6 protein-coding genes and 3 tRNA genes are annotated in these 6,225 nt (G+C 59.4%); 3 read left to right on the top strand and 6 right to left on the bottom strand.

Annotated elements, in window-relative coordinates; genetic code table 11:
- The coding region (locus tag AC1D1X_RS13275) for a hypothetical protein (protein ID WP_477698432.1) at positions 1 to 504 on the top strand (504 nt) is incomplete at its 5' end.
- A 32-nt stretch (positions 505 to 536) separates the two neighbouring features.
- On the opposite strand, the gene AC1D1X_RS13270 is transcribed toward AC1D1X_RS13275, so the two are convergent.
- Both AC1D1X_RS13270 and AC1D1X_RS13265 read right to left on the bottom strand, forming a co-directional pair.
- Positions 537 to 1,196, bottom strand: a complete 660-nt coding sequence (locus AC1D1X_RS13270; protein WP_477668067.1) for a DUF1345 domain-containing protein — start codon at positions 1,194 to 1,196, stop codon at positions 537 to 539.
- Between the two features lie 158 nt (positions 1,197 to 1,354).
- Complete coding sequence (locus AC1D1X_RS13265) at positions 1,355 to 1,849, bottom strand: Lrp/AsnC family transcriptional regulator (RefSeq protein WP_477646422.1); 495 nt, start codon at positions 1,847 to 1,849, stop codon at positions 1,355 to 1,357.
- A gap of 271 nt (positions 1,850 to 2,120) precedes the next feature.
- Between AC1D1X_RS13265 and AC1D1X_RS13260 the strand changes: the two genes are divergently transcribed.
- Entirely contained in the window at positions 2,121 to 3,107 is a 987-nt protein-coding gene (locus tag AC1D1X_RS13260; RefSeq protein WP_477668904.1) for a Bug family tripartite tricarboxylate transporter substrate binding protein, read from the top strand.
- 133 nt (positions 3,108 to 3,240) lie between these two features.
- A complete protein-coding gene (locus AC1D1X_RS13255; RefSeq protein ID WP_477698433.1) occupies positions 3,241 to 4,371 on the top strand; it encodes an ABC transporter substrate-binding protein in 1,131 nt (376 codons plus the stop codon).
- 122 nt (positions 4,372 to 4,493) lie between these two features.
- Here AC1D1X_RS13255 and AC1D1X_RS13250 read toward each other — a convergent pair.
- The 4 genes from AC1D1X_RS13250 to gltX form a co-directional block, all read right to left on the bottom strand.
- Positions 4,494 to 4,570: transfer RNA gene (locus AC1D1X_RS13250), tRNA-Asp, on the bottom strand.
- Positions 4,571 to 4,674: 104 nt separating this feature from the next.
- Positions 4,675 to 4,750 (bottom strand) — tRNA-Glu (locus tag AC1D1X_RS13245).
- A gap of 83 nt (positions 4,751 to 4,833) precedes the next feature.
- Positions 4,834 to 4,909: transfer RNA gene (locus AC1D1X_RS13240), tRNA-Ala, on the bottom strand.
- A gap of 74 nt (positions 4,910 to 4,983) precedes the next feature.
- On the bottom strand, positions 4,984 to 6,225 hold a 1,242-nt coding region (gene gltX / locus AC1D1X_RS13235), incomplete at its 5' end, for a glutamate--tRNA ligase (RefSeq protein WP_477698431.1).

Here is a 6,225-nt window from a genome sequence, read left to right as displayed (position 1 = left end):
CAGTACGGCTGGAGCTGCTTCACGGGCAACTCGGTCGACTGGCGCGGCGGAAGAATCAACCTGACAGATGACGAATTCAAGGATGCCTTTCGCAAAGAGTTCACTCAGTCCAACTACAAGGTTGCGGGCGACCCAAAAGCCCTGTTTGTTGACAAGACCGTTGCGAATGCGGAGTTGCTTGTCGCTGGAGCCATTGAAAAATACGAGTCCAATCTCTGCTTTCCTTTCTCCGGCAGCCCAAATGCAGATATCGGCATTACCGGCAAGCTAAAGGGTTCCACTTACCTGCAGGTTCGCTGGCAAGTCTTTAGCACAGCCTCCGGAAAAGTTGTTTTTGAAACCACGACAGATGGGTCTTTCAACGCTCCGGAAATTACTTCCGGCAGCGTGCCTGAGTTCCTTAAAAAGGCATTTGAGGCAAATGTCAGAAATCTGCTGGCGGAGCAGCGCCTGTATGAACTTGCAAAACCGGGCAAAGATGCCGCAAAGGCCAGCCCCATATGATCCATTAGGGACTTCGCGACGTCTGGCTGGCCCTACTGCAACGCGCCCGCCACCACATTGATGCTAAGCGCCAGGATCAGCATATTGAAGCCGAACGACAGCACGCTGTGCACCAGCGTGAGACGGCGCATCTCGCGCGAGGTGACCTGCACGTCGGAGACCTGCGAGGTCATGCCGACCACGTGGGCGTAGTACAAAAAATCGAAATAGTCYGGATCCAGCCCTCCGGGAAAACACAGGCCAGGCCCATCGGGCTCTCCGAGTTTTTCCTCGTGGTAATAGCGGTGCGCGTAGCGAAACGCATAAATGGTCTGCATGAACAGCCAGGAGGCGGCCAGTGCCGCGACTGACAACACGATGCGCAGCGTGCGCTCCATCCCTGACAGATTTTTGGACTGCTGCATCATGACCGTGATGGCCGCGACGCAGGCCATGGTAGCCAGCAGCATCAGCAAAAACAGGACCACGCTGGGCTCATCTTGTGCCTGCGCGCGCTCGCGCGTGCGTTTGGCGTCGAAACGCACGCACAGCCACCAGGCCAGCCACAGGTAAACGCCGACTCCGGCACACCAGCCCAGCAGGCCGCAAAACTGCCAGCCCAGGGGCAACGGTAAGGCCGCCACCACCAGCCCGGCCACCAGACCCAGGGTGAGACGCTGCGGTCCCGTGGTTTCGGAGAAATGTTTGCGCATGGGTGCATTGTGGGGCCGGTGGCGCCCCAGCTTCAAGCCCGCAGCCTCAAGGCAGGCTTGAAGAACCGACGGTGCGTGCCGGTACCACTCGTGGCAATGCGCGTTGTCCATGGTCGGGTGCGCTTCAACCTTCATCGGGATTGTCAACACCCTGAACACTACATAACAGGCAATTCCGTCGTTGAGAGCACCTGCTTCAGCACGACGAAGGTGCGGATCTGCCGCACCCCCGGGAGGTAGAGCAGCTCCGCGGCATGCAGGCGGTTAAACGATTCGTTGTCCTGCGTGCGGACGGTGACGAAATAGTCGAACTCGCCCGTCACCACCACGCATTCCAGGCAGCCCGGCACCTTCTGCACCGCTTTTTCGAAGTCGGCGAAGGACTGCGGTGTGGACCGGTCCAACACCACGCCGATCACGACCAGCATGCCAAGGTTCAGCGAAGCAGGATTGAGCAACGCGACGATGCGCTGTACCAGGCCCATCGACTTCAGGCGCTCCACCCGGCGCAAGCAGGCTGCGGGGCTCAGGTGCACCTTGGCTGCCAGTGCCACATTGGAGATCGATGCATCGCGCTGGAGCAAGCGCAGGATCACTCGATCAACCCGGTCCAGGTCAGGTCGCGGGGTAGTTGTTTCATTCTGTAAACGCACTTTTATTTCTCTTTTTTCTTTAATCACACACTTCTCCAAATTTCTGAATTCAATTATTCAAATAATTGATCTCAAAAGTCAATCATGTTGCAACCCTGTTGCGTGGCCTCGGCGATAGACTTTCCTTGACTCCTCAAGCGGATTTCCGACATGCCCTCCAACTTTGCCGCTTGGGAATTCTGGATATCCCGAAACGCAATGCCTGCAGTTTCCTGTTTCGCAATGGTTGATCAACGCGGCCCATGCCGTATCAAAGAGGAGCAATACGATGATGAACCCAAGGTATGAGAAGCGCTTCTTCCTGGCCATGGCGCTGGTCTTGCTGGCCCCATGGGCCAGCGTTCACGCGCAGGGCTATCCGTCCAAGCCGGTCCAACTGGTCATTCCTTTTCCGCCGGGCGGTGCCACCGACATCGCCGGGCGGCTGGTCGCCAAGAAACTGGCTGAACGACTGGGCCAGCCGGTGGTCATCGACAACCGCCCGGGCGCCGGCACCGTCGTCGGCGCCGCTTTTGTTGCCAAGGCGGCGCCGGACGGCTACACGCTGCTGATCAGCTCTGGTTCCACCTTCACGGTGAATCCAGCGCTCATGCCCAAGCTGCCTTACGACCCGATCAAGAGTTTCGAGCCTGTCGGGATGGTGGCGCGCGTTCCCCTTGTTTTGCTGGCCAACGCCGATGTCCCGATCAACGACCTGAAGCAACTCATAACAGCAGTGCGCGCCGCGCCGGACAAGTACGTGTACGGGTCGTTCGGCAACGGCACCACAGGGCACTTCGCCGGCGAAATGCTGTGGAGCGCCGCTGGCATCAAGCTGCAGCACATCGCTTACAAAGGCAGCGCACCGGCGATGAACGACTTGATGGCCGGCCAAATCCCCTTCTCGATTGACACCGTCGCGGCGGCGCTGCCGCAGCTGAAGGCGGCCAAGCCGAGGATCAAGGCCATCGCCGTCACTGGCGAGAGCCGCGCGACGCAAATGCCCACGGTGGCGACTGTGGCGGAGAGCGGTTTCAAAGGTTTCTCGGCCGATTCCTGGCTGGCCATTGCCACGCCCAAGGGGGTGCCGGCGGATGTAAAAGCCAAGCTGCAGAAGGCGCTGGCTGAAACCATGAAAGATCCGGAGCTTCGCGAAAAACTCGTTGCGAACGGACTCGAATATGCCTGGGAGCCCGCTGCCACGGTTGCGGCGCGCATCGAAAACGAGCTGCCCCGCATGCGCGTGATTGCCCTGCGTTCCAACATCCGGATCGATTGAACGTGGCGGCCGGCAAGGACCTCGTGGCCTTCTCCGATTGTTACCCGTGGGGCTGGATTCACTATCTACAGCCTCAGGCTTGACAGGTGAAAGCGTTGCACGTGCGAGTTGGACCGCGTTAAGGAAACTGGAAATGAGAACTGGTCAGTTGATTGCCCGCTTGGCGGGCCTGGTTATCGCAAGCGGTATAGCGTCGTCCATACTGGCCGCGCAGCTTGTAGTCGGTCAGGTGGCGCCGTTGACCGGTATTGACGCGAGCCAGGGCCGCGCCTATGCAGCTGGAATGCAGTTGCATTTCAACGCCGTGAACAAGGCGGGCGGGGTCAACGGAAACACCTTCATCCTGGCGCGCCGCGACGACGCTGGACGTCCCGATGAAACACTCACCCAAACGCGCGCGCTTCTGGCCGAGGACAAGCCCGTGGTGCTTGCCGGCTATTTTGGAAGCCRCAATATCGCCCAGCTGGTTAGCGCGGGCGTATTTGAGCGCGAGCACATCGTGCTGGTCGGCTTCCGCGCGACCGAACTGAATCTGGACGTTCCGCAACTTTATGGCGTGCGTGCCACATTGCGGGACGAACTTGCAAGAATCACGGCGCATCTGGCGACAGTCGGAATCACCAGGCTTGGCTTGTTTTACGAAAACGGCCCCGGTGCTGCGCCACTCATCGCCGCCGCACAGGAAGCAGCGGCGAATGCCAAGGCCAGGATCGTGCAAACGGCGGGTTATGACGCTGGGACCAGCCGCGTGACTGCCGCCGCTGACGCCATGCTGCAAGCCTCGCCGCAGGCGATCATCATGATTGCAAGTGGAGGCGCAGCTTCCGGTTTTATTGAGAAATACCGCTCGGCCGGAGGAACGGCTCAGCTGTTTGCACACTCGGGTGCGGACATTGAGCAGATGGCGAAACGGCTTTCTGACGAGCAAATGCAAGGCATCGCGATCGCCCAGGTTACGCCCAGCCCCTACAAACTGACAAATCGGCTTTCCAAGGAGTTCAACGACATCGCGGCAACGGCCGGCGCGCAGGATGTTCCGATCAGCTACGCAATGATGGAAGGCTTCATCGCGGCCAAGGTGATTGTTGAAGCGGCCCGGCGGCAAGGCTCGCGTGTGACCCGTGAAGGTTTTGCTTCCGCTCTGGATGGACTGGACAGCTTTGACCTGGGAGGATATGTCATCGGATTTCGTCCGGGGATGCGCAATGGTTCGCGCTTCGTGGAGATGACGATCGTCAGCGGGAATGGAAGAATCCGGCAATAGAAAAGCAAGGCCGATACCGCTGCTTTGCGCCACTCACCCAATCTTGAGGACGCAGTCAAAGAACAAGGGCCGGAAAAGAGAAAAGGGTTAGCAGATACTTACCTGCTAACCCTTATCAATATTGGCGGAGTGGACGGGACTCGAACCCGCGACCCCCGGCGTGACAGGCCGGTATTCTAACCAACTGAACTACCACTCCTGGTAGTGACAACATTCGCTCTTTCGAGCCAAGTCGCTTGGCCCTTGCGGGCCGGCGGTTGTCAACTTGCGCCTTGGGCACCACACACAAGGTGCGATGAATGCTGGCGACCCTAAGGGGATTCGAACCCCTGTAGCCACCGTGAAAGGGTGGTGTCCTAGGCCTCTAGACGATAGGGTCAAAACCTTGGAACTTCCGGATGAGCCCCTGCTTTCACATGGGCCCACAAAACTTCAAATTCTTCCCGACTAACTTTTAACTTTTGGTGGAGGTAAGCGGGATCGAACCGCTGACCTCTTGCATGCCATGCAAGCGCTCTCCCAGCTGAGCTATACCCCCGTCAAGTTATTGAGGTTTCCCTGCAATTGTCGAGCCTTGAATTATAGCCCGAAAAATTGGCCTATTTCAAATCCTCAAACAAGCTTGAGCCGGGAGACCACATCTTCGCGCTTCATGAGCTCCAGAATCGCGTCGAGGGACGGGGTTTGCGGCGTGCCCATGACCAGCACGCGTACGGGCATTGCCAGCTGCGGCATCTTCAGGCCGGTGTCGGCCAGCACCTGTTTGATGGCGGCCGAGATCGCGGCCTTGCTCCACTCGCAGGCCACCAGGGAACTGCTCAGTTTTGCAATGGCCGGGCGCACTGCCTCCGTGACGTGCGTGCTGATGTCCTCAGCACTGGGCTTGCCCCCGGTCACCAGCAGTTGCAGCCAGCCGGCCAGCTCTACGAGTGTGCTGCAGCGGTCTTTAAAAAGCCCGCAACCGCGCGTCACCCATACCGGGTCCACGCCGGTAATGCCCTGGGCAGCCAGGAAGGGCTGCACCAGCGTTGCCAGTGTGTCATCAGGAGTGGCCTTCAGGTGTTGGGCATTGACCCAGCGCAGCTTGGCTTCGTCGAACTGCGCGGCGCTCTTGCCCAGGTGATCAAGGTTGAACCATTCAATGAATTGCTCGCGGCTGAAGATTTCGTCGTCGCCGTGGCTCCAGCCCAGGCGCGCCAGGTAATTGACCATGGCGTCGGGCAAATAACCTTCGGCGGCGTACTGCGTCACCGGCTTGGCGCCGTTGCGCTTGCTGAGTTTTTCGCCCTGCTCGTTGAGCACGGTCGGCAGGTGGGCGTACACCGGAGGCTCTTTACCCAGGGCCTTGAAGATGTTGATCTGGCGCGGCGTGTTGTTCACGTGGTCGTCGCCGCGGATCACGTGGGTCATGGCCATGTCGATGTCGTCGACCACCACGCAAAAGTTGTAGGTCGGCGTACCGTCGGGTCGCGCGATCACCAGGTCGTCGAGTTCGTCGTTGCTGATTTCGATGCGGCCCTTGACCTTGTCGTCCCAGACCACGCTGCCGCCTTGCGGGTTCATGAAGCGCAGCACCGGCTGCACGCCATCGGGCACGGGCGGCAAGGTCTTGCCGGGCGCCGGGCGCCAGGTGCCGTCATAACGCGGCTTCTCCTTGGCGGCCATTTGCTTTTCACGCAGGGCGTCGAGCTCGGCCATGCTCATGTAGCAGGGATAGACCAGGCCATCTTTCTGCATCTGCGCAAGCACAGCCTTGTAGCGGTCCATGCGCTGCATCTGGAAGAACGGGCCTTCATCGTGGTTCAGGCCCAGCCAGCGCATGCCTTCGATGATCACGTCGACGGCTTCCTGGCT

It is taken from the genome of Polaromonas sp. P1_G4 (genome assembly GCF_056405475.1).
Note: the sequence above shows the minus strand (reverse complement) of the source record. Positions and strands in the feature narration are given on the sequence as shown.

Excerpts from the sequence above, each read along its gene's own strand:
- AC1D1X_RS13260 (WP_477668904.1), top strand. The coding sequence starts at position 2,121 with ATGAACCCAAGGTATGAGAAGCGCTTCTTCCTGGCCATGGCGCTGGTC.